Annotated in this window: 27 protein-coding genes; 11 read left to right on the plus strand and 16 right to left on the minus strand. The window is 74.0% G+C overall.

Features of this window, described 5'->3' with window-relative positions; all coding sequences use genetic code 11:
* Positions 1-35 precede the first annotated feature (35 nt).
* From C7C46_RS11920 to C7C46_RS11940, 5 genes are all read right to left on the minus strand, one after another.
* Positions 36-707: an ABC transporter permease gene (locus C7C46_RS11920; RefSeq protein WP_110668609.1), complete on the minus strand. Its 672-nt coding sequence runs from the start codon at positions 705-707 to the stop codon at positions 36-38.
* Positions 704-1372 (minus strand): ABC transporter permease, encoded by a 669-nt coding sequence (locus C7C46_RS11925; protein WP_110668611.1) that lies wholly within the window; start codon positions 1370-1372, stop codon positions 704-706. The genes C7C46_RS11920 and C7C46_RS11925 overlap by 4 nt, the downstream gene beginning before the upstream one ends.
* Positions 1362-2450, minus strand: coding sequence for an ABC transporter ATP-binding protein (locus tag C7C46_RS11930; RefSeq protein ID WP_110668613.1), 1089 nt, complete (start codon positions 2448-2450; stop codon positions 1362-1364). Before C7C46_RS11930 ends, C7C46_RS11925 begins: the two co-directional genes overlap by 11 nt.
* A gap of 196 nt (positions 2451-2646) precedes the next feature.
* On the minus strand, positions 2647-3039 hold the full coding sequence (locus C7C46_RS11935; RefSeq protein WP_110668615.1) for a rhodanese-like domain-containing protein: 393 nt from the start codon (positions 3037-3039) through the stop codon (positions 2647-2649).
* The gene (locus tag C7C46_RS11940; protein WP_110668617.1) at positions 3033-3560 is read right to left on the minus strand and encodes a cupin domain-containing protein; all 528 of its coding nucleotides are present in this window, start codon (positions 3558-3560) and stop codon (positions 3033-3035) included. The genes C7C46_RS11935 and C7C46_RS11940 overlap by 7 nt, the downstream gene beginning before the upstream one ends.
* A 457-nt stretch (positions 3561-4017) precedes the next feature.
* On the opposite strand from C7C46_RS11940, the gene C7C46_RS11945 reads away from it, so the two are divergent.
* Positions 4018-4431 (plus strand): hypothetical protein, encoded by a 414-nt coding sequence (locus tag C7C46_RS11945; protein ID WP_110668619.1) that lies wholly within the window; start codon positions 4018-4020, stop codon positions 4429-4431.
* A 39-nt stretch (positions 4432-4470) separates the two neighbouring features.
* Here C7C46_RS11945 and C7C46_RS11950 read toward each other — a convergent pair whose 3' ends face one another.
* The 7 genes from C7C46_RS11950 to C7C46_RS11980 all read right to left on the minus strand — a co-directional run bounded on the left by C7C46_RS11950 (position 4471) and on the right by C7C46_RS11980 (position 11722).
* The gene (locus C7C46_RS11950) at positions 4471-4686 is read right to left on the minus strand and encodes a hypothetical protein (RefSeq protein ID WP_110668621.1); all 216 of its coding nucleotides are present in this window, start codon (positions 4684-4686) and stop codon (positions 4471-4473) included.
* The gene (locus C7C46_RS11955; RefSeq protein ID WP_110668622.1) at positions 4683-5093 is read right to left on the minus strand and encodes a hypothetical protein; all 411 of its coding nucleotides are present in this window, start codon (positions 5091-5093) and stop codon (positions 4683-4685) included. The genes C7C46_RS11950 and C7C46_RS11955 overlap by 4 nt, the downstream gene beginning before the upstream one ends.
* 142 nt (positions 5094-5235) lie before the next feature.
* Positions 5236-6681 (minus strand): sensor histidine kinase, encoded by a 1446-nt coding sequence (locus C7C46_RS11960; protein ID WP_110668624.1) that lies wholly within the window; start codon positions 6679-6681, stop codon positions 5236-5238.
* Positions 6678-7391, minus strand: coding sequence for a response regulator transcription factor (locus tag C7C46_RS11965; RefSeq protein ID WP_110668625.1), 714 nt, complete (start codon positions 7389-7391; stop codon positions 6678-6680). Before C7C46_RS11965 ends, C7C46_RS11960 begins: the two co-directional genes overlap by 4 nt.
* 144 nt (positions 7392-7535) lie before the next feature.
* Positions 7536-9482 carry a putative Ig domain-containing protein gene (locus C7C46_RS11970; protein WP_110668627.1) on the minus strand — a complete coding sequence of 649 codons (1947 nt, stop codon included), beginning with the start codon at positions 9480-9482 and terminating at the stop codon, positions 7536-7538.
* A 600-nt stretch (positions 9483-10082) separates the two neighbouring features.
* Complete coding sequence (locus C7C46_RS11975; RefSeq protein ID WP_110668628.1) at positions 10083-10682, minus strand: TetR/AcrR family transcriptional regulator; 600 nt, start codon at positions 10680-10682, stop codon at positions 10083-10085.
* A gap of 11 nt (positions 10683-10693) precedes the next feature.
* Complete coding sequence (locus C7C46_RS11980) at positions 10694-11722, minus strand: aldo/keto reductase (protein ID WP_110668630.1); 1029 nt, start codon at positions 11720-11722, stop codon at positions 10694-10696.
* A 177-nt stretch (positions 11723-11899) separates the two neighbouring features.
* Between C7C46_RS11980 and C7C46_RS11985 the strand changes: the two genes are divergently transcribed.
* Complete coding sequence (locus tag C7C46_RS11985; protein WP_110668632.1) at positions 11900-12163, plus strand: hypothetical protein; 264 nt, start codon at positions 11900-11902, stop codon at positions 12161-12163.
* 202 nt (positions 12164-12365) lie between these two features.
* On the plus strand, positions 12366-14807 hold the full coding sequence (locus C7C46_RS11990) for an RICIN domain-containing protein (protein WP_110668634.1): 2442 nt from the start codon (positions 12366-12368) through the stop codon (positions 14805-14807).
* Positions 14808-14859: 52 nt separating this feature from the next.
* Here C7C46_RS11990 and C7C46_RS11995 read toward each other — a convergent pair whose 3' ends face one another.
* A complete protein-coding gene (locus tag C7C46_RS11995; protein ID WP_181442308.1) occupies positions 14860-15306 on the minus strand; it encodes a (4Fe-4S)-binding protein in 447 nt (148 codons plus the stop codon).
* A complete protein-coding gene (locus C7C46_RS12000) occupies positions 15299-15601 on the minus strand; it encodes a GNAT family N-acetyltransferase (protein WP_110668635.1) in 303 nt (100 codons plus the stop codon). Before C7C46_RS12000 ends, C7C46_RS11995 begins: the two co-directional genes overlap by 8 nt.
* Before the next feature lie 635 nt (positions 15602-16236).
* Between C7C46_RS12000 and C7C46_RS12005 the strand changes: the two genes are divergently transcribed.
* The 6 genes from C7C46_RS12005 to paaE all read left to right on the plus strand — a co-directional run bounded on the left by C7C46_RS12005 (position 16237) and on the right by paaE (position 21318).
* Positions 16237-17487, plus strand: coding sequence for a M20/M25/M40 family metallo-hydrolase (locus C7C46_RS12005; protein WP_220040598.1), 1251 nt, complete (start codon positions 16237-16239; stop codon positions 17485-17487).
* A gap of 131 nt (positions 17488-17618) precedes the next feature.
* A complete protein-coding gene (paaA, locus tag C7C46_RS12010; protein ID WP_110668637.1) occupies positions 17619-18581 on the plus strand; it encodes a 1,2-phenylacetyl-CoA epoxidase subunit PaaA in 963 nt (320 codons plus the stop codon).
* Positions 18574-18861 carry a 1,2-phenylacetyl-CoA epoxidase subunit PaaB gene (gene paaB / locus C7C46_RS12015; RefSeq protein ID WP_110668639.1) on the plus strand — a complete coding sequence of 96 codons (288 nt, stop codon included), beginning with the start codon at positions 18574-18576 and terminating at the stop codon, positions 18859-18861. The genes paaA and paaB overlap by 8 nt, the downstream gene beginning before the upstream one ends.
* A gap of 14 nt (positions 18862-18875) precedes the next feature.
* Complete coding sequence (gene paaC / locus C7C46_RS12020) at positions 18876-19754, plus strand: 1,2-phenylacetyl-CoA epoxidase subunit PaaC (protein WP_110668641.1); 879 nt, start codon at positions 18876-18878, stop codon at positions 19752-19754.
* A complete protein-coding gene (gene paaD / locus C7C46_RS12025) occupies positions 19748-20242 on the plus strand; it encodes a 1,2-phenylacetyl-CoA epoxidase subunit PaaD (RefSeq protein ID WP_110668643.1) in 495 nt (164 codons plus the stop codon). Before paaC ends, paaD begins: the two co-directional genes overlap by 7 nt.
* On the plus strand, positions 20242-21318 hold the full coding sequence (paaE, locus tag C7C46_RS12030; RefSeq protein WP_110668645.1) for a 1,2-phenylacetyl-CoA epoxidase subunit PaaE: 1077 nt from the start codon (positions 20242-20244) through the stop codon (positions 21316-21318). Before paaD ends, paaE begins: the two co-directional genes overlap by 1 nt.
* Here paaE and C7C46_RS12035 read toward each other — a convergent pair.
* The gene (locus tag C7C46_RS12035) at positions 21306-22427 is read right to left on the minus strand and encodes an FAD-dependent oxidoreductase (RefSeq protein ID WP_110668647.1); all 1122 of its coding nucleotides are present in this window, start codon (positions 22425-22427) and stop codon (positions 21306-21308) included. The genes paaE and C7C46_RS12035 overlap by 13 nt on opposite strands.
* A gap of 28 nt (positions 22428-22455) precedes the next feature.
* Positions 22456-22830 carry a YbjQ family protein gene (locus C7C46_RS12040; RefSeq protein WP_110668649.1) on the minus strand — a complete coding sequence of 125 codons (375 nt, stop codon included), beginning with the start codon at positions 22828-22830 and terminating at the stop codon, positions 22456-22458.
* A gap of 101 nt (positions 22831-22931) precedes the next feature.
* Between C7C46_RS12040 and C7C46_RS12045 the strand changes: the two genes are divergently transcribed.
* Together C7C46_RS12045 and C7C46_RS12050 are read left to right on the plus strand one after the other, a co-directional pair.
* Positions 22932-23852, plus strand: coding sequence for a hypothetical protein (locus tag C7C46_RS12045; protein WP_146259059.1), 921 nt, complete (start codon positions 22932-22934; stop codon positions 23850-23852).
* A gap of 9 nt (positions 23853-23861) precedes the next feature.
* Positions 23862-24569, plus strand: a complete 708-nt coding sequence (locus tag C7C46_RS12050) for an aminoacyl-tRNA hydrolase (protein WP_110668652.1) — start codon at positions 23862-23864, stop codon at positions 24567-24569.

The raw sequence follows: 24569 nt of genomic DNA on the forward strand, positions 1-24569 counted from the left end.
CGGGAAAAGGAGAAAAAGGAGAAAAGGGAAAGCGGTCAGCCGCGCGACCGGCGCAGCCCGGCGGGCAGCGCGAAGCGGTTGAGCAGGGCGAAGAGCAGTTGGGTGGCCACCGCCAGCAGCACCACCAGCAGGGCCCCGCCGAAGGTCTGCGGGAAGTCGCGGGTGGCCAGGCCGTCCACCACGTACCGGCCGAGCCCGCCCAGCCCGACGTAGGCGGCCACCGTGGCGGTGGCGATCACCTGGACCGCGGCGGTGCGCAGCCCGGCCAGCAGCGCGGGCAGCGCCCACGGGACGCAGACCTGCCGGAGCACCTGGGGATGGGTCAGCCCGATGCCGCGGGCCGCGTCGCGCAGGTCCGGATCGGTGGACCGCACCCCCTCGCAGGCGGCCACCAGCAGCACGGGGGCGGCCAGCGCGACCAGCGGCACCAGCACCGCCGAGTCGCCCACCCCGGCCACCAGCACCGCCAGGGTGACCAGCCCGAGGGTGGGCAGCGCCCGGGCGGCCCCGGTCAGCGCCGTCACCAGCCCCGCCGCCCGGCCGGTGTAGCCGAGCAGCAGGCCCAGCGGGACCGCCAGCAGCACGGCCAGCCCCAGCGCCTCGCCGGAGAGCAGCAGGTGCTCGCCGACCCGGTGGACGATCGAGTCGGGGCCGTGCTGGCGGTCCGGCGCGGAGAAGAACGTGGAAAGCCAGGAGAACCAGTTCACCGGCCCGCCACCGCCTCGCGCCGGGCCCAGGGCGCCAGCACCCGGCGGGCCAGCAGCAGCACCGCGTCGGTGGCCAGCGCCAGCGCCGCGGTGAGCACGATGCCCGCGATGATCGGGGTCGGGAAGGTGCGCTGGAAGCCGTCGATGAACAGGTAGCCCAGCCCGCCGCGCCCCACCAGCGCGCCCACGCTGGCCAGCGAGATGCTGGAGACCGCCGCCACCCGCAGCCCCGCCACCAGGTAGGGCACCGCGGCCGGCAGCTCGACCGCGGCCAGCCGGCGCCACGGGCCGTACCCGAGGGCGGTGGCCGCCTGGCGCACCGGCTCGGGCACCGCGCGCAGCCCGTCCACCGTGGTGGGCAGCAGCACCGCCAGCGCGTAGCAGGTCAGCGGGATCATCACGGTGGCCTGGGTGGCCAGGCCGGTGTACGGGATCAGCACCACGAAGACCGCGAGCGCGGGCAGCGCGTAGACGACGTTGAAGACCGCGGCCAGCGGCTGGTAGAGCCGCGGGAAGCGGGCGCAGACCAGGCCGAGCGGCACCGCGCCGGCCAGCGCGATCAGCACCGGGAGCAGGGCGATCACGGCATGGTCGAGCAGCAGCCCGCGCAGGTAGTCGGTGTGGGTGGCCAGCCAGTGCCAGCGGACCAGGGGTTCATCGCCCACGGCCGCCCCCGCCCGCTATCTCGTCGCCCGCCGCGGCGACGGCGGCCACCGCCTGCGGGCCGGCCGCGTCCAGCGCGTCCAGCACCGCCTCGCGGGCGGCCAGGCCGAGCACCCGGCCGTCCTCGTCGACCGCGACGGCGGCCCGGGCGGGGGAGAGCACGGCGCTGTCCAGCGCGGTGCGCAGGGTGTCCAGGCCCGGCTGGTAGACCGTCACCTGACGGACCGTCTCGCCCGGGCCGGACCAGCCGGTCGGGCGGCCGTCCTGGTCGACCGTCAGGGTCCAGCCCCGGTGCGGCTGCCCGGCCGGCAGCAGCGCGATGCCGGCCGCCGGACGCAGCCCCAGACCGCGCAGGCCGCGGTCCCGGCCGAGGAACTGGGCCACCTGCTCGTCGGCCGGCGCGGACAGCAGGGTGGCCGGGTCGGCGACCTGGCCGATCCGGCCGTACTCGCGCAGCACCACGATCTGGTCGCCGAGCCGCACCGCCTCCTCGATGTCGTGGGTGACGAAGAGCACCGTCTTGTTCAGCTCGGCCTGCAGGCGCAGCAGCTCCTCCTGCAGCCCCGCCCGGACCACCGGGTCCACGGCGCTGAACGGCTCGTCCATCAGGAGCAGCGGCGGGTCGGCGGCCAGCGCCCGGGCCACCCCGACTCGCTGCTGCTGGCCGCCGGAGAGCTGGAACGGGTAGCGCTTGGCGGTCTCCGGCGCGAGCCCGACCAGCTCCAGCAGCTCCATCGCCCGGCTGCGGGCCCGCTTGCGGTCCCAGCCCAGCAGATACGGCACGGTGGCGATGTTGTCCAGCACCCTGCGGTGCGGGAACAGCCCGGCCTGCTGGATCACGTAGCCGATGCCGCGGCGCAGCTTGGCCGGCTCCAGCTGGGCCACGTCGGTGCCGTCCAGCAGCACCCGGCCGCTGGTCGGCTCGACCATCCGGTTGACCATGCGCAGGAGGGTGGTCTTGCCGCAGCCGGAGGGGCCCACCAGGACGGTGGTCCGCCCGGCCGGGACGGTGAGGTCCAACTCCTCGACGGCGATCGTGCCGTCGGGGTGGCGCTTGCCGGCGCCGTCGAATCTGATCACGTGAGCTTCCTGCGCAGGGGTGCCGGGGCACCGAAGTGTGCGGTGGTGCGGTCGGGAGTCTGAGACTGTGTCAGCACAAACACCCGGGGCGCTTGCCCTTGCCAGGTCCAAGGGAAACCCCGAACCATCATGCGTGACGCATCTGACACGCGGGTCGAACGGAGGTTCCCCCCGGTCCGCGGCTGCCGGGGGCCGGTCAGTCGCCGCCCGGGACGGTGGGCAGGCCGGCCGCCGCCCAGGCGACGAAACCGCCGTCCAGGTCGGTCGCCCGGTGCAGGCCCAGCTCGCGCAGCGTGGCCGCCGCCAGGCTGGAGGCGTAGCCCTCGGAGCAGACCACCACCACCGGCAGGTCGTACCCGGTGGCCTGCGGGATCCGGTGACTGCCCGTCGGATCCAGGCGCCACTCCAGTACGTTGCGCTCCAGCACCACCGCGTCCGGGATCTGCCCCTCCCGGGCCCGCTGCGCGGCCGGGCGGATGTCCACCAGGAAGGCCTCGCCGCGCTGCCGGGCCAGGTACGCCTCCTGCGGGCCCGGGCGGTGCACCCCCGCTCGGGCCCGGGCCACCAGCTGGTCCACCGTGGTCACCACTGGTCCGCCCCCTCCACCACGGTCGGGCGCAGGCCGCCGGCCCGCAGCTCGAAGCGGGCGATCTCGCTCAGCGGCGGGGAGTAGGCGTGCAGCGAGACCGCCGGGCCGGTGCCGGTGTTGCGCACGTCGTGCAGGAACTGCGGGCCGAACGCCCGGGTGGTGCCCGCGGTCAGCCGGCGGCTGCGCAGCTGCCCGTGATCGTCGTGGTGGCGGGGTCGGCCGGGTCCGCCGGGTCCGCCGGGCTCGTCGTTCTCGTCGTTCGCGCCGAGTTCGCTGCCGAGCGAGAGCTCCTCCAACTCGCCCAGCGCCACGGCGAAGGCGCCGCGCGAACCGCCGTGGTCGTGGAAGCCGGTCGCGTGGCCCGGCAGCCAGCTGATCAGCCAGACCTCGTGCTCCTCGGTCAGGCTGAGCCGCTCGTACCAGCGGTCCTCGGCGGCCAGGCGGACCTTGCCGATCCACTCCTCGGGGCGTTCGGCCAGGTCGGCGACGATGCCGCGCAGGGCGGCCGGGGTCAGGGGCATTGGTGGTCCTCGGGAGGTGTGTGGGTGCGCGGTGGCGAGGTGTTGACGAGTCGACGAGTCGCGGAGCCGACGAGTCGACGAGCCGAGGTGTCGATGTCCGACCGGGACGCGTCAGCAGGTCGACACGGCGACGGAGGGAGGAGCAGGCGGTGGCCGCGGAGCCGAGGACGAAAGCCGGTCGGCGGCGTGCGGCGGAAGGGGGACGGCCGGTCAGCGGCCCGTCAGGGAGCGGTCAGCAGGCACACATGTCGCTCGCCTGGCGTCGCAGATCGACGTGCAGGCGGCAGACCAGGAAGGTGCCGAGCTCCATGGTCGAGATACTGGTAGATCCGCCGCCGACCCGTCAAGCGGGCAGGCCGTGAATCGGGGTGGCGGAACGCACTCCACGGGGTCGGCAAGGGCCCTAGGGTGGTGGCGTGGGTGCGGCGACAGGGTCCGGCCCGGGTGGGGGGCCAGCATGGACGTCGATGCCGCGAGCGCACTCACCCAGGCGGTCTCCGCCGTGGCCGGGGCCGCCGGCACCGCGGTCGGCAAGCAGGCCTGGGAGGCGCTGCAGCAGCTGGCCAAGCGCGCCTACCAGCGGGCCAGGCCCGGCGCCGAGCTGGACCTGGCGGCCGACGCACCGGTGGACCCGGCCGACGCACCGGTGGACCCGGCGGACGAGGAGCAGGTGCGGGTGCTGACCGGCACCCTGATCGCGCGGTACGACCACGACCCGGAGCTGGCCCGCGACCTGGCCGGCTGGCTGAGCGAGCACGCCGGGTCGGTGCGGCTGGAGCAGGACAGCACCGTGACCAACGTGGTCAGCGAAAACGCCCGGGTGGCCAAGTTGATCCAGGGCCGTGACTTCCACGGAACGATCAACCTGTGAGCCACCCGGGCGGGGGTTCCTGCCGGTTCTGACCAGAGGTCAGTTGTTCTGCGCGGCATCCGAGTCGGCGGCGGAGGCGGCGCTCTCCGCGGCGTCGACCTTCTGCTGCATGTCGGCCTGCTGGTCGCCGCCGGCCGGGGCGGCCGAGGTGGCCGGTGCGGCGGGTCGGCCCGCACCGCCCGTGGCGCCGCCGCAGGCCGTCAGGGCCACCGAGGCGACCAGGGCCGCGGCGGCCAGGGCGAGGGCGCGCTTCACTTGGCGTCGCCGCCCAGGCCCTGCGCGGTGCACCAGGTGGCGACCGACTTCAGATCGTTCTGACGGGTGGTCAGGGTCGGGGTCAGCGACTTGCGGAAGGTCAGCCGGTCGTTGAGGTAGGTGTAGATCTCGGTGTGGCCCTCCTGCTTGGCCAGGTCCACCCGCTGCTGCAGGCGGGCGATCGAACCGGCCTCGGTGACGGGGCCGTTGAGGCGGTCCAGCGCCTTGCCGATCCGGTCCTGCAGCTTGGGCAGGCGCTTGCAGATGCCCTTCGAGCCGTCACTGGTCGGGGTCGGCAGCACCTTCGGGCTCGGCGTGGCCGCCTGCGCGGGGGCCGCCGCCGCGAACAGCGTACCCCCGAGCACCAGGGCGCCCACTGCGGCGCCGGTCTTGCGGTAGGAGAGCATGACGAGTCCTCCACTCACGTTCGTGTGTCCGGCGGGCCGGTCCCGCCCGGATGACAGGGACGGTAGAAGGCGTCCTTGTGGATTCCTTGTGAGGCGGGGATGACGCGGGCGCCGGGCCGCGGGGCCGCCCGGCGGGCGCCGGTCAGCGGTGCGGGCCGAACCAGGCCGGGCGGGTGGGGAGCGGGAGTGTGGGGGCCTGCGGGTCGACCAGCGGCAGCTGGACCTCGAAGCGGCAGCCCCGGCCGGTGGGCGGTTCGCCGACCGTGATGGTGCCCCGGTGCAGCGCCACCTGCTGGGCGACCAGGGTCAGCCCCAGCCCCGAGCCCGGACTGCCCTGGCGGCGGTGGAAGCGGTCGAAGACGGCCGCGCGCTCGGCGGGCGCGATCCCCGGCCCCTCGTCGTCCACGGTCAGCACCGCCACCCGGCCCGCACGCCGCAGCCGCACCGCGATCCGGGCCGGCTCGCCGACCAGGTGGCCGTGCACCGCGGCGTTGAGCAGCAGGTTATCGCACAGGATCCGCAGCCCGGCGGCCCACCCGAACACCGCGGCCTCCCCCTCCAGCGCCAGCGTGACCGCCAACTCGGGCTGCCGTCGCCGCAGTTCGGCAGCCGCCGCGGCCACCGGCTCGGCCAGGTCGACCGGCCCGAAGGCCTCCTCCGCCACCAGGTCGCCGCGCGAGAGGGTACGCAGCGCGGTCAGCAGGTCCAGCATCCGCCGGTGGTCGGCGCGCAGGTCGGCCAGGATCTCCTCCCGGTCCGCGGCCGGCAGCTGCGGGTGCGCGGCCAGCACGTCCAGGTTGGTCTGCAGGCCCATCAGCGGGGTCCGCAGCTCGTGCGAGGCCGCCGCGGAGAACGAGCGGGCCGTCTCCAGCGCCTGCGCCGTGCGCGCCGCCTGCTCGTCGTAGCGGGCCAGCGCGCTCTCCAGCGCGGCGGCCAGCTCGTCCACCTCGCCGACCCCGCTGCGCCGGTGCCCGAAACCGGCGGCCCCGGCCCGCGGGTCCAGCGCGGCGGCCCGCCGCCCGAGCCGGCTCAGCGGCGCGGTGGCCCGGCGGGCCAGCCCGTAGGCGAGCAGCCCGGAGAGGGGGGCGGCCACCGCGGCCACCAGGATGATCCGGTTGCGCACCGCGTCCACCTGCGGATTGGCCGCCGAGGCGGGCGCGGCCACCCAGAGCGTGCCGGGCTGGGCCCCGTTCACCGGCGCGGCCAGCACCCGCCAGCTGCGCCCGCCCGAGTGCACGGTCGTCGGCAGCGCGGCCGCCCCGGGAGCGGGCAGCGCGGTGGCCGCGGGCAGCGGGCCACCGGCGCTGACCGTGGCACCGCTCGCGTCCTCGACCAGCACGCCCACGTCCAGCGCGGCGTCCAGCAGCTTGCGGTGCTGGTTCTGCTCGACCTGGGTGCGGCCCTGGTGGTCGGCAGTGAGCAGGGTGCGCGCATTGGGCAGCACCGCCTGGGCCCGCCCACGCAGCTCGGCGTCCTGGGCCGCCCGCAGGTCGTGGGTGACCAGGCCGAGCAGCAGCACGCCCGCGCCGACCACCAGCAGCGGGACCACCACCGCGGCCCACAGCGCGATCCGGGTGGCTAGCCTCATCGCGCACCCCCCGGCACCCGCAGCACGAACCCGACCCCGCGCACGGTGTGGATCAGGCGCTCCCGCCCGCCCTCCTCCAGCTTGCGGCGCAGGTAGCTGACGAACGTGTCGACGGCGTCGGTGCGCACGTCGAAGTCGTAGCCCCAGACCCGGTCCAGCAGCTGATCCCGGGTCAGCACCAGGCCGGCGTTGCGGGCCAGGTGCTCCAGCAGCTCGAACTCGCGGCGGGTCAGCCGCACCGGCCGGCCGTCCCGGTGCACCTCGCGGGTGGCGGGGTCGATCCGCAGCGGGCCGACCCGCAGCGCACCGTCCGCCACCGGATCCGCCGCCGGGCGGCGGCGCAGCAGCGCGCGCAGCCGCAGCTCCAGCTCCTGCAGCGCGAACGGCTTGACCAGGTAGTCGTCGGCCCCCGCCTGCAGGCCGGCCACCCGGTCGGCCAGCTCGTCCAGCGCGGAGAGCATCAGCACCGGGATGTCGCTGCCCTGCTCGCGCAGCCGGCGGCAGACCTCGGTACCGGTCAGGTCGGGCATCGAGACGTCCAGCACCAGCACGTCCGGCGGCTCGGCGGCGACCAGCTCCAGCGCGGCCCGTTCACCCGCGGCCGAGCGCACCGCGAAGCCGCTCAGCCGCAGCCCGCGCTCCAGCGAACGGCGGATGGTGTCGTCGTCGTCCACCACCAGCACCCGGCCGTCGGCCTCGCCACCTGCCATGCCCGTCCCTCTCACCCGTTCCAGGGCGGACCCGCCCGTTCCTGTGCGGCCCTACGGTCGCACGGTCCGATGAGAGTTTTCTCATCCAAACGTGAGGGGCCGGAACCGTTGCCGGTCCCGGCCCCCGAGGGCACTGCGGTCAGGTCAGGAGACGTTGAGCGCGGTGTCGTCGATGACGAAGCTGGTCTGCTGGCTGCTGTCCTCGGTGCCGGTGAACTTCAGGGTGACGCTCTGGCCGGCGTAGGAGGAGAGGTCGAAGGACTTCTGCACGTAGCCGGTGGCGGCGTTGACGTTGGAGTAGGTGGCGAGGGTGGTGGTGTTGGCGGCCACGGTCAGCTTGTCGTAGGCGGTCGAACCGGTTTCGGCGGTGTCGATGTGCAGCCAGAAGCTGAAGGTGGCCTTGCAGCCGGCCGGGATGGTGACGGTCTGCGAGAGGGTGTCGGTGTGGGTCGAGCCGTAGCCGTCCAGCCAGGCCTTCCAGCTGCCGGAGTGGGCGGCCTCGGAGGAGCTGTTGTCGACGACGCCGGTGGAGGCGGTCCACGGGGCGGCGCTACCGGTTTCGAAGCCGGCGTTGCCGAGCAATTGGGCGGCGGTGCAGCCGGTGCCGCCGCCGCCCACGGTCCAGGAGAAGGTGGTGGAGCCGGTGGCGCCGGTGGGGTCCTTCGCGGTGACGGTCACGTTGTAGGGGCCCGCGGTGCTCGCGGTGCCGGAGATCAGGCCGGAGGTGCTGATCGACAGGCCGGTGGGCAGGCCGGTGGCCGAGTAGGTCAGGGTCTGGCCGGAGGCCGAGTCGCTGGCGCTGATCTGCAGGCTCACCGAGCCGCCGGTGGTGGTGGACTGGTTGCCCGGGCTGTTCACGGTGACGGTGTTGCCGCCGGTGCTGCCGCCCGTGGTGAAGGCGGCGGTGCCGTTCGGGGTGCCCAGACCGGTCGGGCCGTCGTAGCCGGTGCCCGCGGTGCACAGGTAGGACGGGGAGCAGCTGCCGTTGTTGCCGCTGGTCACGTCGTTCAGCGCGCTGGTGTGCGCGTACGGGTACTTCGCCGGGTAGTCGCTGGCCCCCGGGGTGCCCGCGTCGGCGTAGACCGAGGCGATGATCGGCGAGGAGGCGGAGGTGCCGCCGTAGACCGCCCAGCCGGAGCCGCCGTAGGTCTGGTAGACCGCGACGCCGGTGGCCGGGTCGGCGACCGCCGAGACGTCGGAGATGGTGCGCTTGGCGCAGCCCGTGTCGGTCTGCCAGCTCGGCTTGGCGTCGTAGGCCGAGCAGCCGGAGCCGGTGCCCTCGGTGGAGCTGGTGCTCCACACGGACTCGCTCCAACCACGGGCGCTGGAGTCGCGCTTGAGCGCGGTGCCGCCGACCGAGGTGACGTACTTGGAGGCCGCCGGGTACTCGGCGCCGTACGCGGAGTCGCCCGCCGAGACGGTGATCGCCACGCCCGGGTGGTTGAAGTACTGGGTGTCCGAGGTGGTGTCGGTCGAGTCCTCGGAGCCGCCGTAGCTGTTGGAGACGAACTTCGCGCCCTGGGACACGGCCTGGTTGACCGAGGTGCCGAGGTCGCCCATGTTCGCCGAGGTGGCCTCGACCAGCAGGATGTGCGCGTTCGGTGCGACGGCCGAGACCATGTCCAGGTCGAGCGAGATCTCGCCGGCCCAACCACTGTCGGCGGTCGGGTAGTTGGTGCCGCCGTTCTGGTCGATCTTCTTGAAGCAGCCGTTCGCCGTGGTGCAGGCCGGCAGGCCGTACTGGGAGCGGTAGGCGGCCAGGTCGGACTCGGCGTTCGGGTCGTCCATCGCGTCCACGATGGCCACCGTCTGGCCGGACCCGCCGTTGCTCGGCAGCTTGTACGCGCTCTGCAGGTCGCTCGGGCCGAACCCGGAGGGCGTGGCGTTCGGGGTGAGCGCGTTCGGGCTCAGGTCGGTGCGCTTGAGGGCCAGGCAGGCCATCTGGCCGACGTGGGCCGGCTTGGCGCACGAGTGCTGGACGCTCACCTGGGGGGTGGCGGCCGCGTCGGCGGTGGCAGCGTGCGCGGTGGGCGCGAGCAGGCCGAGCACGGTCAGGCCGGCGGCGGGCAGCAGCGCGGTCAGCGCGCGCATCCGGCCTTTTCCGGCTGGGGAGTTGGTGTGCAAGGAGAACCCTCCGTGGGGGTCGGGGCACGCCTACCGGTGCCCGGGTGCGGGCATGGGGCGGAGCGGGCCCGGTGCTGGTGGATCTCGGCACGTGCGGACGGCCGGCAGCTGGTAGCCGCGGGCCGGGAGAGTGGTGCGGGGGAGGCGCTGTACGTGGGGAGTGCGCGGTTCGGGGCGTGGTCCCGCTGTCAAGACCATGACATGCGAGCGGCCCCACATCGCCGCCGTGGGGGCGGGCTGATGTGGGGCCGACGTTAGTAGCCGTTGACGCGGGGCGGCAAGAAGGTGAGGCAAACCTTTGCCGGGACAAGAAGGTTAACTTGGCTGATCAGTGGGGGTGTTGATGGATCGCCGGGTCCTGCTGACAGGCAGTCGGGCCGCACCTGCGGGGCTGCTGGCCAGGCCCGCAGCCCGCGCGCCGGGGGAGGCCCCGACCGCACGGGCCCCCGTCGGCGCGGCACACCGGACTGCCACACTCGGCGATCATTTCAGACGGGGATCCACGTTGACCGCACGATCGGTCAGGTTTGGGCCCGAGCCCCGGGTGGTTGACCGGGCCGGCGCCGCCTACCGGCCCTTCAGGCCCGACAGCAGCAATGACCACAGGGCCTCGAAGTCCGCCTTCGACCGCTCGGCGTCCGCCCACTCGGCGGCGTGCACCGGGTCGTGGAAGTGGGCGGTGGCCTGGAAGACCGCGTGGGCGGTGGTGGCGGTGTGACGGGCGGTGAACTCGCCCTGGTGGATGCCGTCCTGGATGATGTGGGAGATCTGGGCGGTCAGCGTGTAGAGGTGCGCCTCGACGGTGTGGCTGTTCTCGGCCACCAGGACCAGGTAGGTGGCGAACAGCTCCGGGTCGTCCAGGGCCTTCTTGCGCTTGGCGGCGAACAGGGTGGCCAGCCAGCGGTGCAGGCGCTCGCCGGCCGGGCCGGTCTCGACGGTGATGGCGTGCAGGCTGTGGTGGGCCTGGTCCAGCCAGCGGGCCGTCACCGCCTCCCGCAGGGAGGCCTTGCTGCGGAAGTGGCGGTAGACGCTGCCGTGGCTGACGCCGAGGGCGCGGGCGACGTCCACCACGGTGGCCTTGGTCGGGCCGAACCGCCGCAGGACGTCCTCCGCCGCGCTCAGGATCTGCTCGGGGGTGAGGGAACTGTCGGAGGTCACGGGAGGCACGATCCTTACTCTTACTGCTCGCTGTCGAGGTGGGCCATCTGTGCGGCAGCGTACCGCTCACCGGCGGCGGCACCGGCCGGGACGGCGGCCTCGATGGCGGCCAGGTCGGCCGGGTCGAGCTGGACCCGCAGGGCGCCGAGCGCCTCGTCGAGCCGCTCGCGGCGGCGGGCGCCGACCAGCGGGACGATGTCCTCGCCGCGCGAGGCCACCCAGGCGATGGCGACCTGGGCGACGGTGGCGCCCTTGGCCTCGGCGATCCGGCGCAGCTGCTCCACCAGGTCCAGGTTGCGGGTCAGGTTGTCGCCCTGGAAGCGGGGGCTGTGGCCGCGGAAGTCGGTGCCGGCCAGCTCGCGGCCCGCCGACCAGTGGCCGCTGAGCAGGCCGCGGGAGAGCACGCCGTAGGCGGTGACGCCGATGCCGAGCTCGCGGGCGGCGGGCAGCACCTCGGCCTCGAGCGAGCGGGAGAGCAGCGAGTACTCGATCTGCAGGTCGCTGATCGGGTGCACGGCGGCGGCCCGGCGCAGGGTGGCGGCGCCGACCTCGGAGAGGCCGATGTGCCGGACGTAGCCGGCCTTCACCAGCTCGGCGATGGCGCCGACGGTCTCCTCGATCGGGACCGCCGGGTCCAGGCGGGCGGGGCGGTAGATGTCGACGTGGTCGGTGCGCAGGCGGCGCAGGGTGTAGGCGAGCGCGGTTTTGGTGGCGGCGGGCGAGGCGTCGTAGCCGAGCCAGGCGCCGTCCGGGCCGCGCTGGGCGCCGAACTTGACGCTGATCTGGACGGACTCGCGGTCGCGGCCGCGCAGCGCGTCGTGGATCAGCAGCTCGTTGTGGCCCATGCCGTAGAAGTCGCCGGTGTCGATCAGGGTCACGCCCGCGTCCAGCGCGGCGTGCACGGTGGCGATGCTCTCGGCCTCGTCGGCCGGGCCGTAGAGGTCGGACATGCCCATGGCGCCGAGGCCGAGGACGGAGGTGATCGGACCGGTGGCGCCGAGCCGGCGGGTGGGGAGGGCGGGGAGGGGAGCGGGGGTGGAGGGGGACATAGGGTGCTCCGGATCTGTCGCGGGGGAGGCGTGTCGGGATGACGGCAGGGGGACGACGGGCGAGCCCCTTGCGATGACAACTATGGCATGACGGCTGACAGATTTCAATATCTGTCAGCCGTCATCTGTCGAAGCGCGCGGGGACTCGAGGGTGTTGGTGGGCGCAGGAGGCGAGGAGTGGCGGGGCAGCCGCTCCCGGCTTCGGCGTTTGACGGCTGCTTCGTGGCGCACATTTCGGCGCTGAGGAGGGCCGACTTCGCAGCCTCGATGTCCGGGTCATCCAGCCTGATCCGCTGCTCGCCAACCAGTTGGAGCGTCGCGGTGGAAACGAAGACCTTGGTCGCCACCTGCTTGCTGCTGTCGGTGAGCCGGCTCGCCTCCCGGGCGACGGTCCGGCGCCCCGAGGCCCCGGACGGCATCGACGGTCACGATCGGACGTAGCGCCAGGTCCCGCCCGGTGCCGGCCTCCGACCGCTCGGATCGGCCGTATGCGTACGCAGGGTGGAGCCCCGACGCCCATCCGTGCGTGCCCTCTTGACGCCCCCTCAGTCACTCCCTACCGTCGGCGTCTGATCGGTTCTGTTTGTTACGGCCACCCAAACCGATCACAACCAATCATCCCCCATGGGAGGACCACCCCCGAATGCGAACCACCCTTCGCGCCTTCCTCTCCCTCCTCGCGCTCCCCCTCGGCCTCGTCACCGCCCCCACCCCCGCCCTGGCCGCCGCCACGGCCACGACCGCCACCAGCACCGCCATCACCGTCGACGGCACCTCGCCCGGCCGCACCTTCGACGGGGTCGGCGCGATCAGTGGCGGCGGCGGCAACTCGCGGCTGCTCTTCGACTATCCGGAGCCGCAGCGCAGCCAGATCCTGGACTACCTCTTCAAGCCCGGCTACGGCGCCGCCCTGCAGCTCCTGAAGGTCGAGATCGGCGGCGACACCAACTCCACCGACGGCGCCGAGGCGAGCATCGAGCACACCCGCGGCGTCGTCGACTGCAACGCCGGCTACGAGTGGTGGCTCGCCGAGCAGGCCCGGGCCCGCAACCCCGCCATCAAGCTCTACGCCCTCTCCTGGGGTGCCCCGGGCTGGGTCGGCAACACCGGCAGCGGCGGCAACTTCTGGTCCCAGGACACCGTCAACTACCTGATGGACTGGATGGGTTGCGCCAAGCAGCACAACCTGTCCATCGACTACCTCGGTGGCTGGAACGAGCGCGGCTACAACGCCTCCTGGTACGAGAACCTGCACGCCACCCTGGCCGCCAAGGGCTACGGCAGCACCAAGGTGGTCGGTGCCGACGACAACTGGTCGATCGCCACCTCGATGCGCTCCGACCCGGCGCTGAACAGCGCGGTCGACATCATCGGCACCCACTACCCCTGCGGCTACATGTCCGCGATGACCAGCTGCTCCAGCACCACCGACGCGGTGGCCACCGGCAAGCAGCTGTGGGCCAGCGAGAACGGTTCCGAGGACGCCGAGAGCGGCGCCGCCCCGATGGCCCGCGCGATCAACCGCGGCTACCTGGACGGCAAGATGACCGCCTTCATCAACTGGCCGGTGGTCGCCGCCCTCTACCCCAACCTCGGCTTCAACACCATGGGCCTGGTGACGGCCAACCAGCCCTGGTCCGGCAACTACTCGGTCAGCCGCAGCGCCTGGGCCACCGCCCAGACCACCCAGTTCACCGCCCCGGGCTGGCAGTACCTGGACACCGCGTCGGGCTACCTGGGCGGCAACCGCGCCAACGGCAGCTACATCAGCTACGCCAACCCGGGCCGCACCGCCTGGAGCACCGTCTTCGAGACGATGGACGCCGGCGCCGCCCAGACCGTGACCCTCAGGACGGCCGGCGGCCTGCCCGGCGGCGCGCTGCACGTGTGGTCCACCGACATGACGGCGAACGCCCCGAAGATGGCCGCCGCCGCGGACCTCACGGCGAGCGGCGGCAGCTACCAGCTGACCCTGCAGCCCGGCCACCTCTACACCGTGACCACCACCACCGGCCAGGGCGCCGGCACCGCCGCCGGCGCGCAGCGCAGCCCGCTCGCGCTGCCCTACAGCGACAGCCTCGCGGGCACCGCCACCGGCCAGGAGGCGCGCTACTTCAGTGCGATGAACGGCGCGTTCCAGACCAGCCGGTGCGCGGGCGGGCGATCGGGCAACTGCCTGCGCCAGCAGGCCCCGACCACCCCGGTCCGCTGGACCAACGAGTCGGCCGACCAGCCGTACGCCACCATGGGCGACCTGAGCTGGAGCAACTACACGGTCGGCGTGGACGCGCTGCTGGAGCAGTCCGGCACCGCCGAGCTGCTCGGCCGCGTCGGCACCCAGGGCCGCAACAACAACGGCCTGAACGCCTACAACCTGCGGGTCGGCGACAACGGCACCTGGACCCTGCTGAAGAGCGACACCGCCTGGACGTTCAGCACGCTCGCCTCCGGCACCGTCCCGGCGCTGGGCCTGAACACCTGGCACCACCTGGCACTGACCTTCCAGGGCGGCAGCATCACCCCGCAGCTGGACGGCCGCACCCTGGCCACGGTCACCGACACCAGCTACGGCGGCGGCCAGATCGCGCTGGGCACCGGGGGCTACTACCCGGTCCAGTTCAGCAACCTGACCGTCACGCCCGGCACCAGCACCGCGCTGGACGGGGTGTACCAGCTGGCCAACGCCCACAGCGGCCAGCTGCTGGACGCGGCCAACCAGGGGACGGCCGACGGCACGCCGGTCATCCAGTGGCCGTCCAACGGCGGCAACAACCAGCAGTGGAAGGTGACCGGCCTGGGCAACGGATACTACTCGATCACCGGGGTGGCCAGTGGCAAGGCGCTGGACGTGCCGAACCGGACCACCATGCCGGGCACCCAGCTGGACCTGTGGACCCCCAACAACGGCGACAACCAGCAGTGGCTGCTCGCCCCGTCCGACAACGGGACCTACACCATCGAGTCCCGGCTGAACGGCGACCAGCTGGACGTGGAGGGCGGCTCGCTGACCCAGGGTGCGCACGCGATCCAGTGGCCGTCCAACGGCGGCAACAACCAGCAGTGGAAGCTGACCAAGGTCGGCTGACGCGGTTCCGAAAGGGGGCCGGCCCACCCGCACGAGTGGGCCGGCCCCTGCCTCACTCCTGCCCGCAGGCCCCGCTGCGGTCGCAGTACGGCTGCCCGGCACTGCGCCCGCAGCCGCACAGCATCGCTCGGGTGGCCCGCCGCTCGCCCCCGTCCGGGGCGGGCAGCAGCAGGTCCCCGCGCAGCAGCAGTCGCCCGTCCGGGGTGCGGACCACTGCGGTGGGCCGCTGCGGCTGCTCCGGCGCCCCACCCGTCAGCAGGTAGGTCAGCGCCCCGGTCGGGCAGCGCCGCACCACCTCCGCCACCCGCTCCGGCGGCGCTGCCCCGGGCGTGATCCAGGGCCGCCTGGAGGTGTCGAAGACCTCCGGCAGCCCGCCCACGCACCGCGCCGCGTGCCGGCACAGCGCCCCGTCGAAGGTGACCTCGATCCCGTCCGCCCCGTAGCTCTTGGCCGTCGAGCTGCCGGCCGCCGAGTCGCCGGCCGCCGAGCCCTCAGTCACTGACCCGGCTCTGGTTCTGGTACGCCAGGTCCTGGTACTCGGGGTGACGCACCATCCAGCCGGCGATGAACGGGCAGGTGGCCAGTACCGCCACCCCGCGCGCCCGGGCGTCGTCCAGCGCGAACCGGGCCAGCGCCCCGCCGACGCCCTGCCCCTCGAACTGCGGCTCCACCACCGTGTGCGGGTAGACCACCAGCCCCTCGCTGCGCAGGTACGCCGCGAAGCCGGCAGGCTGCCCGTCCAGCTCGGCCTCGAAGCGGCTCGCGGACGGATTGTCACGCACGATCACAGCCATCTGGCCAACCAACCCCTCGTCAGGTCCGCCCCTCGTGACGGACTCTCAGCCATGATCTCCTGCCACCGCGCTGACGGCCGGTGAGTCGCCGCTTTGGTGCCTGCGGGCGATCCCGGCATCACCCGTCCGGCGTGGATCCGGGCGCCGCGGCCCGTTCGCCGGGCCGAAGCGGCGTGCCGGGTCCATCGTGGAAACGTGGGAACGAGGCGCCGAACGGTAGGCCAGGTTCCGAGCACGACTTGCCGGATTCCGGTCGGGCGGCCAGAGGGCCACTCGCCTGGGACCGAAGCGTTCTTCTAGGCTCACTTCGGCTTCCCGTGCCACGGTGACACCCGGTGCCGCCAACCGGAGGCCGCAGACCCACGGGGGTCCCGGGCGCTCCGGGGCCACCGGACCGAGCGAGGAGGACGTATGTCGACCAGCCGTTCCATCGCACCACGCACCTTGCGGCCACCCGCCGTGCGCGCCCGCGGCCCGCTCGGCCGGTCGGCCGCCGCCGCCCGGGGCCCGCGCCCGGTGCCACGGGGTGCGCTGAGTACGGACAGTTGCCGCGGAGGTGCCCGGTGAGCCCGCAGGCCACGCCGCCGGCCCCTACCACCGAGACTGCCCCCGCCGCCCCTGCCGACCCCGCGCCAGTGTCCGCCCCGGCTGCCGACTCGCTGCTCGCGCTGCCGGGTCCGCTCAACGCCCGGGCCAGGACCCTGACCGCCTCGGTACGGCGCCGGATCACCGAGCTGGCCGAGATCGAGTCGCCCAGCGGTGACGCCGAGCGGCTGAACCTGCTGGCCGAGGAGCTGATGGCCGGGTACCGGGCCACCGGTGCCGAGGCCCGCAGAGTGCCCGGTGCGGCCGGCGACCACCTCCTGCTGCAGTGGCCAGGACAGGACGAGAGCCTTCCGCACCTGCTCTTCGTCGGCCACCACGACACCGTCTGGCCGGCCGGCACCCTGGCCGACTGGCCGGTCGAGGAGCACGACGGCGTGCTCAGCGGCCCCGGCGTGCTCGACATGAAGGCCGGTCTGGCCCTCCTCGAAGGCGCCTTCGCCCTCCTCGGTGACCTGGGCCTGCGTCCGCACCGCACGGTGCGGGTGGTGCTCACCGCCGACGAGGAGGTCGGCAGCCCGGACGGCCGCCGCGTGGTGGAGCGTCAGCTCCCCGGCGCCGCCGCCGTCCTGGGCCTGGAACCGCCGCACCAGGACGGCAGCCTGAAGACCGCGCGCCGGGGCTCCACCCGGGTGCGGCTGACGGTCACCGGCCATGAGGCGCACGCGGGCAGCCATCCCGAGGACGGCACCTCGGCGGTGGACGAGCTGGTCGACCAGCTCGTCGCGGTCCGCGAGGAGCTGGGCCACCAGCCTGGCACCGAGCTGAACACCGGCCGGATCCGTGGGGGGACCCGGGCGAACGTGGTGGCCGGTCAGGCCGAGGCCGAGCTGGGGCTGCGGTTCGCCACCCCGGAGGCCGAGGCGAGCACGCTGGACACGCTGGCCCACCTGACCGCCCTGCGCCCGGGCGCGCTGGTCCGCACCGAGGTGCTGTCCAGTCGGCCGGCCTGGGTCGAGCGGTCCGGTCACAACCTGCTGCTGCGCCACCTGCGCGCTCTGGCCTCGGCGCTGGGCCAGCAGCTGGACGGCTCGCCGGCCGGCGGGGCCGGGGACACCAACCTGGCCGGCGCCCGCGGGCTGCCGACCCTGGACGGCCTGGGTGCGGTGGGGGCCGGGGCGCACGCCCGGGACGAACGGATCATGCTGGACCAGCTGGCCCCCCGCCTGGCCCTGCTGGCCGGGCTGCTGGCGGTGCCGCTGCCCCGGCTGCGCGCCCGCCCCCAACCTCCGGCCGGGGGGACCCCCGTCGGCCCGGGCGCGGACCCGCTGCGCACCATCTGACCGCACGCAGTGCTCACGGGCGGGCCCCTGGACCGGGGCCCGCCCGTCGTTCGTTCCCGCCGGTTCTTGCCAGCGGTGCGGCCCTGGCTACACAATGGAACCGACCGAACGGTCAGTCGGGAGGAGTGGTCATGGTCCCAGTGCAGACGGCAGAGCCCGAGCAGGTCCCCGAGCTCGTCGAGCGGTTCGAGGCGGTGATCGCCGCCGAGCAGCGGATCGAGCCGCGTGACTGGATGCCGGACGCCTACCGGGCCACCCTGGTGCGCCAGATCGCCCAGCACGCGCACTCCGAGATCATCGGCATGCAGCCGGAGGGCAACTGGCTCACCCGGGCCCCCTCGCTGCGCCGCAAGGCGATCCTGCTGGCCAAGGCGCAGGACGAGGCCGGCCACGGCCTGTACCTGTACGCCGCCGCGGAGACCCTCGGGGTGGACCGGTCGGAGCTGACCGAGAAGCTGATCAGCGGCCGGCAGAAGTACTCCTCGATCTTCAACTACCCCACGCTGAACTTCGCCGACGTCGGCGTGATCGGCTGGCTGGTGGACGGCGCGGCGATCTGCAACCAGGTGCCGCTGTGCCGCTGCAGCTACGGTCCCTACGCCCGGGCCATGGTGCGGGTCTGCAAGGAGGAGTCGTTCCACCAGCGCCAGGGCTACGAACTGCTGATGACGCTGATGCACGGCACCGAGGCGCAGCGCGCGATGGTGCAGGACGCGGTGGACCGCTGGTGGTGGCCCTCGCTGATGATGTTCGGCCCGCCCGACGGGGACTCGCCCAACACCGCGCAGTCGATGGCCTGGCGGATCAAGCGCCACACCAACGACGAGCTGCGCCAGCGCTTCGTCGACATGACGGTGCCGCAGGCCGAGCACCTGGGCGTCACCCTGCCCGACCCCGAGCTGCGCTGGAACGAGGAGCGCGGCAGCTGGGACTTCGGCGAGCCCGACTGGTCCGAGCTGATGCGGGTGATCAAGGGTGACGGACCCTGCAACACCCAGCGGATCGAGGTCCGCCGGGCCGCCCACGAGGACGGCGCCTGGGTCCGCGAGGCGGCCGCGGCGTACGCGCGCAAGGAGAAGGAACGACATGGCTGACCAGTCCTGGCCGCTCTACGAGGTCTTCGTGCGCCCCCGGCGCGGCCTCAACCACGTGCACGTCGGCTCGCTGCACGCGCCCGACGACCGGATGGCACTGCTCGCCGCCCGGGACCTGTACACCCGGCGCAACGAGGGGGTCAGCCTCTGGGTGGTCCCGTCCAGCGCGATCACCGCAGCCGCCCCCGACGAGCGCGACCCGTTCTTCGAGCCCAGCGGCGACAAGGTGTACCGCCACCCGACCTTCTACGACATCCCCGAGGATGTCCCGCACATCTGACGGGGAGCCCGAGCATGACGGACGATCACGTCTACCTGACCCTGGCCGAGGGCGACCACGAGGCCGAGGCCCGCTGGGCCTACGGCACCGGTTTCGCCGACCCGCTGCTGGGCGTGGACACCGCGCCGGCACCGGACGTCGACGGGGCCGACCTCTCGCTCTACTGCCAGCTGCTCGGCGACGACGCCCTGGTGCTGGCCCAGCGGCTGATCGAGTGGACCACGCACGCGCCCGAGCTGGAGGAGGAGGTGGCGCTGGCCAACCTCGCGCTGGACCTGCTCGGCCAGGCCCGCCTGCTGCTCACCCGGGCCGGCCAGGTGGACGGCACCGGTCGCACCGAGGACGACTTCGCCTACTGGCGCGCCGAGCACGAGTTCCGCAACGTGCGCCTGGTGGAGGCCGAGAACGGCGACTTCGCCTTCTCCATCGCCCGGCTGCTGGTCTTCGCCACCGCCCGCGGCGCCCTCTACCGGCGCCTGGCCGAGGCCGCACCCGACGCGGTGGTGCGCGCGGTGGCCGCCCGCGGGGTCAAGGAGCTGGCCTACCACCAGGAGTACGCGGCCGCCTGGCTGCTGCGCCTGGGCGACGGCACCGCGTACTCGCGCGAGCGGATGCAGGCCGGTCTGGACGCGGTCTGGCCGCTGGTCGACGAGCTGTTCACCGCGCACGAGGTGGAGCTGCGGCTGGGCCTGGACCCGGCCGGGCTGCGCGAGCCGGTCGAGGCCGAGCTGGCCCGGGCGATCGAGCGGGCCACCCTGGCCGTGCCCACGGCCCGGCCGCTGGCCCGGATCGGCGGGCGGGCCGGGCGCGAGGGCGTGCACGGCGAGGCACTGGGCCGGCTGCTGGCCGAGCTGCAGGTGGTGGCCCGCGAGCACCCGGGGGCGACATGGTGACGACGGCGGCCCGTCCGGACGCGGCGCAGCTGGCCGGCGCCGTGCCCGACCCCGAGCTGCCGATGCTCACGCTGGCCGAGCTCGGCGTGCTGGCCGGGGTCGAGCAGGCCGGGTCGGCGGTCACGGTCTGGCTGACCCCCACCTACTCCGGCTGCCCGGCGGTGGCCGAGATGGCCGCCGACGTCGAGCTGCGGCTGCGCCGCGCCGGGTACACCGAGGTCGCGGTGCGGCTGCGGCTGGACCCGCCGTGGAGCACCGACGCGATCACGCCCGCCGGGAAGGCCAAACTGGCCGCCGCCGGGATCGCCCCGCCCGGGCCGGCCCGGCCCGGGCTGCTGCAGCTGGGGCCGACCCGGCTGGTGGTGCACTGCCCGCAGTGCGGCTCGGCCGCGACCGAGGAGCTGTCCCGGTTCGGCTCCACCGCGTGCAAGTCGCTGTGGCGCTGCCGCGACTGCCGAGAGCCGTTCGAACGCATGAAGGAGATCTGATGGCCGCCCGCCGCGCGCAGTTCCACCCCCTGCGGATCGCCGCGCTGGACCGGCTCTGCGAGGACGCGGTGGCGGTCACCTTCGAGGTGCCCGAGGAACTCGCCGCGGAGTTCGCCTTCCAGGCCGGCCAGACCCTGACGCTGCGCCGGCTGATCGAGGGGGCGGACGAGCGGCGCTCCTACTCGATCTGCTCGCCGGTCGGCGGCCCGCTGCGGATCGCGGTGCGCGAGGTGCCCGGCGGGCTGTTCTCCGGGGAGCTGGTGCGCCGGGCCGCGGTGGGTGACCAGGTGGAGGTGCTGCCCCCGAGCGGGCTGTTCACCGCCGACCTGGCGGTGCCGGCCCACCACGTGCTGGTCGCGGCCGGCTCCGGGATCACCCCGATGCTCTCGATCGCGGCCACCGTGCTGGCGGCCCACCCGCAGTCCACGGTCACCCTGCTGTACGGGAACCGGCGCAGCGACACGGTGATGTTCGCCGACGAGCTGGCCGACCTGAAGGACCGCTACCTGGACCGCTTCGAGCTGGTCCACGTGCTCTCCCGGGAGGCCCGGGACGCCGAGCTGCTCAGCGGGCGTCTGGACACCGAGCGGGTGCGGGCGCTGCTGGGTGCGCTGGTCGGCGAGGTCGGCGGGGTCGGGCACTGGTGGCTGTGCGGGCCGTTCGCCATGGTGGCCGGGGTGCGCGAGCTGCTGGCCGGGCTCGGGGTCCAGGCGCAGCGGGTGCACCAGGAGCTGTTCCACGCCGAGGACGAGCCGGTGGCCGAACGGGTCGAGGTCGACCCGGCCGCGGACGGGGCCGCCGCCAGCGAGGTGACCCTGGTGCTGGACGGGCGGCGCAGCGTGCTGCGGCTGCCGCGTGACCGCAGCGTGCTGGACGGCGCCCAGCTCTCCCGCCCCGACCTGCCGTTCGCCTGCAAGGGCGGCGTCTGCGGCACCTGCCGCGCCCAGGTCACCGAGGGAGAGGTGGAGATGCGCCGCAACTTCGCCCTGGAGGAGAAGGAACTGGCGGCGGGTTACGTGCTGACCTGTCAGGCCCGGCCGGTGTCGGACCGGGTGACGGTCGACTACGACGCCTGAGCCGCCCCGGCGCCCACCGGCCGGGGCCGGCCGAGCAGCCCGACGATCTCGTTCACCGCTGCCCGCCCCGCCCGGTTGGCGCCGACAGTGCTGGCCGAGGGGCCGTAGCCGACCAGGTGCACCCGCGGGTCGGCCACCGCCCGGGTGCCGTCCAGCCGGATGCCGCCGCCCGGCTCGCGCAGCCCCAGCGGCGCCAGGTGGCCCACCTCGGGCCGGAACCCGGTGGCCCAGACGATCGCGTCTACCGCCTCCTGGTGCTCGCCCCAGGCCACCCCGTGCTCGGTGAGGCGGTCGAACATCGGCCGCCGGTGCAGCGCGCCCAGCTGCCGCGCCCGGCGCAGCGCGACCGAGGGGCCGAGCCCGGTCACGCCCACCACCGAGCTCACCGGCAGCCCCTGGGCCACCCGCTGCTCGACCAGCGCCACCGCGGCCCGCCCGGCCTCGGGGGTGAACGGCTCGTCCCGGATCACGGGCTCGCGCCTGGTCACCCAGATCGTCTCGGCCACCTCGGCCAGCTCGGAGAGCAGCTGGATCGCCGAGGCCCCGCCGCCGACCACCACCACCCGCTCCTTTCGCCCGCCACCGGGGAGCAGGGGCCCTTTCCCGTTCCCGGTGAAGGACTGCGGCCCCCGGTAGTCGGCGTAGTGCAGCTGACGGCCCGTGAAGCGGCCGGGGTAGTGCGGCAGGAACGGCCTGGTCCAGGTGCCGGTCGCGTTCACCACCGCCCGGGCCGTCCAGTTCCCGGCGGTGGACTCCACCAGCAGCCGCTCGCCCAGGTCGCGCACCGCCGTCACCCTGGCCGGGCGGACGACCGGCAGCGCGTGCCTGGCCTCGTACGCGGCGAAGTACCCGGGCACCACCTCGCGGGCCGGGGCGGTGGGGTCCGGCGGCGGCAGCTCGAAATCGGGCAGGTCGTGGAAGCCGTGCACCGTCGCCATCCGCAGCGAGGGGGAGCGGTGCGCCCAGGCCCCGCCGGGCGCGGTGTCCGCGTCGAGCACCACGAAACCGGTGAACGGCGCGAAGCCGCGGCGGCGCAGGTGGTAGGCGGCCGACAGGCCGGCCTGACCGGCGCCGATCACGACCACATCTGTTGCAGTTTCAACGGTCACGGTGGTGAAACACCGTGGCCGCGCGTGATCATCCCGCCAGCGGGCTGATCACCACCGCCGTCCCGTACGCGCAGATCTCGGTGCCCAGGTCGGCCGCCTCGGTCACGTCGAAGCGCATCATCAGCACCGCGTTGCCGCCGCGCGCCCGGGCCTGCTCGATCAGCCGCTCCATCGCCTGGTTGCGGCTCTCGACCAGGGTCTTGGTCAGACCCTTCAGTTCGCCGCCCAGCATCGACTTGAAGGAGGCCCCGATCTGGGTCCCCAGGTGCCGGCTGCGCACCGTGAGTCCGAAGACCTCCCCGATCACCCGGTCCACCCGGTAGCCCGGCACCTCGTTGGTGGTCACCACCAGCACGTCCGCACTCGGTCCCGGGCCGCCGCCGTACTCGTCAAGGTTGCTCATGGGGCCATCCTGCGGGCGGCGGGGGCGCGAAGCCGGCAGCGCCACTCGAAAAGGCCGACCGGGGCGGTGAGCGCGACGGTGATAGGCCTTACCGTTAGGCCATGGGTGAGCGTAGTGATCATTCGCAGGGGTCGGGAGCGACGGACCATCCGGGCGCGCTGGAGATCGAGGCCACGGTGGTGCTCGGGATCCGGGTGACGGACTGGCCGGCGCTGCGGGCCGCTGCCGTGGCCGCGGTGGAGGAACTGGACTTCTCCGGGGCCGACCCGGCGGCCCAGCGCAGCGAGCTGCTGCGCGAGGTGTCCGAGGACCCGCACGCCGCGCTCGGCGCGCTGCTCCACCCGGACCGGCTGATCGGCGCCCTGCCGGGCATCGAGGCCCTCGGCGGCACCCTGGAGCTGAGCACCACCGACGACTTCGCGCCCGACTTCGCCGAGCTGTTCCCGCTGGACGGCGAGGACGGCGAGGCGGGCGACTGGACGCTGACCCCGCGCACCGCCTGCCTGCTGCACACCCAGCTGCTGGCGCTGGCCGACGCCGCCTACGACGACCTGGAGGAGCACGGCGACGAGCCGGTGCTGCCCGGCGAGGACGCCGAGTGGTCGGTCTTCGCCCGGCTGCCGCACACCACCTGGGCGATGCACCGCTCCTGGCGGCGCACCATGGCCCGCACCTTCGACGACCTGGCCGAGGACCTCGGGCTCGGCGAGTGGCCGCTGCCCCGCTGCGCCGCCGAGGAGCTCGCGCTGCGCTTCGCCCTGGCCGACGCCCGCCAGCTGCTGACCAGCCAGCCGCAGGCGGTCGCCGACCTGATGGGCGAGCTGCCCGCCGACCTGTACGACTACGACTGGGACGGGTGCTCGGACGAACTGCTCGGCGTCTACGACATGGGCGTGGACGAGGAAGACGAGGAGGCCGGGGTCCGGCTGGAGCAGCTGCTGGCCGCCACCCACCCGGAGGGCTGGTTCCTCACCTACGACGAGGCCGAGGAGCGCGAACCGGGCCGCGGCTACCGCAGGTAGCCTGAGCGGGTGACCTCAGCACCCGCCCCCTTCGAGACCGAGACCGCCAACGCCCGCGACGAGCGGCCGCAGTACGTGCTGCCGCTGGTGCTGCACCTGGAGAAGGCCGATCCGCCGGCCCGCACCGACGCGCTGGAGACCTCGGCCCGGGCCGTGCTCACGCTGCTCGCCGACCCGCGTGCCACCGGCGAGGGCGAGTGGGCCGAGGCGGTGCACAACTGGGAGGACGCCCGGATCCGCAAGGTGGTGCGGCGGGCCCGCGGCGGCGAGGGGCGCAAGGCGGCCGAGCTGCCCGGGATCACGGTCCCCGGGGCCGCGGCCGAGGTGCGGGTCTACCCGCCGGTCCCGCTGGACGGCTGGCCCAAGGAGCTGGCCAAGCTGCAGGTCTCCGGCACCGACCTGGACGACCCCGACGAGCCCGCCCCGGTGGCCGACCCCGCGCTGCCGGTGCTCTGGCTCAACCCGCAGGTGGAGATGAGCGCGGGCAAGACGATGGCGCAGACCGGCCACGCCGCCCAGCTGGCCTGGTGGCAGCTGGACGAGGCGCAGCGCAAGGAGTGGGCCGAGTCCGGCTTCGCGCTGGCCGTGCGCACCGCGGACCCGGCCCGCTGGGCCGAACTCACCAGCGGCCGGCTGCCGCTGGTCCGGGACGCGGGCTTCACCGAGATCGCCCCCGGCTCGCCCACGGTGGTCGCCGACCACCCGGCGCTGCGCTGA

Origin of the sequence: Streptomyces tateyamensis (genome assembly GCF_003205575.1) — a bacterium.
In the GTDB taxonomy this organism is placed as follows: Bacteria; Actinomycetota; Actinomycetes; order Streptomycetales; family Streptomycetaceae; genus Kitasatospora; species Kitasatospora tateyamensis.

Excerpts from the sequence above, each read along its gene's own strand:
- C7C46_RS11970 (WP_110668627.1), bottom strand. The coding sequence starts at position 9,482 with ATGCGCGCGCTGACCGCGCTGCTGCCCGCCGCCGGCCTGACCGTGCTC.
- C7C46_RS11945 (WP_110668619.1), top strand. The coding sequence starts at position 4,018 with ATGGACGTCGATGCCGCGAGCGCACTCACCCAGGCGGTCTCCGCCGTG.
- C7C46_RS11990 (WP_110668634.1), top strand. The coding sequence starts at position 12,366 with ATGCGAACCACCCTTCGCGCCTTCCTCTCCCTCCTCGCGCTCCCCCTC.
- C7C46_RS12000 (WP_110668635.1), bottom strand. The coding sequence starts at position 15,601 with ATGGCTGTGATCGTGCGTGACAATCCGTCCGCGAGCCGCTTCGAGGCC.
- C7C46_RS11980 (WP_110668630.1), bottom strand. The coding sequence starts at position 11,722 with ATGTCCCCCTCCACCCCCGCTCCCCTCCCCGCCCTCCCCACCCGCCGG.
- paaB (WP_110668639.1), top strand. The coding sequence starts at position 18,574 with ATGGCTGACCAGTCCTGGCCGCTCTACGAGGTCTTCGTGCGCCCCCGG.
- paaA (WP_110668637.1), top strand. The coding sequence starts at position 17,619 with ATGGTCCCAGTGCAGACGGCAGAGCCCGAGCAGGTCCCCGAGCTCGTC.
- paaE (WP_110668645.1), top strand. The coding sequence starts at position 20,242 with ATGGCCGCCCGCCGCGCGCAGTTCCACCCCCTGCGGATCGCCGCGCTG.
- C7C46_RS11955 (WP_110668622.1), bottom strand. The coding sequence starts at position 5,093 with ATGCTCTCCTACCGCAAGACCGGCGCCGCAGTGGGCGCCCTGGTGCTC.
- C7C46_RS11965 (WP_110668625.1), bottom strand. The coding sequence starts at position 7,391 with ATGGCAGGTGGCGAGGCCGACGGCCGGGTGCTGGTGGTGGACGACGAC.
- C7C46_RS11960 (WP_110668624.1), bottom strand. The coding sequence starts at position 6,681 with ATGAGGCTAGCCACCCGGATCGCGCTGTGGGCCGCGGTGGTGGTCCCG.
- C7C46_RS11940 (WP_110668617.1), bottom strand. The coding sequence starts at position 3,560 with ATGCCCCTGACCCCGGCCGCCCTGCGCGGCATCGTCGCCGACCTGGCC.
- paaC (WP_110668641.1), top strand. The coding sequence starts at position 18,876 with ATGACGGACGATCACGTCTACCTGACCCTGGCCGAGGGCGACCACGAG.
- C7C46_RS12040 (WP_110668649.1), bottom strand. The coding sequence starts at position 22,830 with ATGAGCAACCTTGACGAGTACGGCGGCGGCCCGGGACCGAGTGCGGAC.
- paaD (WP_110668643.1), top strand. The coding sequence starts at position 19,748 with ATGGTGACGACGGCGGCCCGTCCGGACGCGGCGCAGCTGGCCGGCGCC.
- C7C46_RS12045 (WP_146259059.1), top strand. The coding sequence starts at position 22,932 with ATGGGTGAGCGTAGTGATCATTCGCAGGGGTCGGGAGCGACGGACCAT.